The organism is Streptomyces huiliensis (assembly GCF_020037025.1).
Lineage (GTDB): Bacteria > Actinomycetota > Actinomycetes > Streptomycetales > Streptomycetaceae > Streptomyces > Streptomyces huiliensis.
On sequence record NZ_JAIQLH010000140.1, the window covers coordinates 1 to 849 of the forward strand.

Consider the following 849-nt stretch of genomic DNA (forward strand, 5'->3'; position numbering starts at 1 on the left):
GGGGCCGGCGGACCGGCCATCCCGGCGGGCGACTTCGGCCGAGCCGTCGGCGCGGCTCGCCACGCCGGTCCCCGCCCCGGTCCCCGCCCCGGCCTGCGCCCCGGCGGCGACGTGACGGCCACCACCACCGCCGGACGTCACCTCACGCCCGGCACCTCCCGCACCACCCGAGCCGTCCGCGCCTCCCGAGCCGTCCGCCTCCCGCCGCTCCCGCGCCCCGAAGGCGGCCTGCCGTCCCACGCCCACCCCGATGCCCGTCCTCTTGGCCGAGGGCTGAGCGTCCGGACGCTCGGATCCACCGGATCCGGGGACAGTCGCCGCCGAACCAGCCCCGGGGAGCACGGACATATCGGCGGTCGGCACATCCACCCGAACCCGACCCGCAGCCGACGCTCCACCGTCGGATCGCTCCGCCGTCGACGCATCCACCCGGGCGGCACCGGAGACAGAACCGTCGGCATCCGGCGCGGCGAGCGGGGACACGTCGGCAGTCGCCCCCTCCACGCGAGCCTGGCCACCGACGGGCACTCCGCCGTTGGACCGCTCCGTCGACGGCGCGTCCACCCGGCCAACACCGGCGACGGAACCGTCGACACCCGGCGCCTCGGGACCGGGTGCCGCCGAACCCGCTCCGGGAAGCACGGACATATCGGCGGTCGGCACATCCACCCGAACCCGACCCGCAGCCGACGCCCCTCCGTCGGATCGCTCCACCGTCGGCACCCCCACCCCGGCTGCACCGGAGACTGAGCCACCGGCATCCGGCGCGGCGAGCGGGGACGCGACGGCAGTCACTCCATCCGCACGGGCCTGCCCGCCGAACGGCACTCCGCCGTTGGAACACTCGGC

At 77.0% G+C, this 849-nt stretch carries 1 pseudogene; it reads right to left on the reverse strand.

What is annotated here, in order from left to right:
* A pseudogene (locus JNW98_RS36255) lies at positions 1–240 on the reverse strand (hypothetical protein); the annotation flags it as partial.
* Positions 241–849 lie beyond the last annotated feature (609 nt).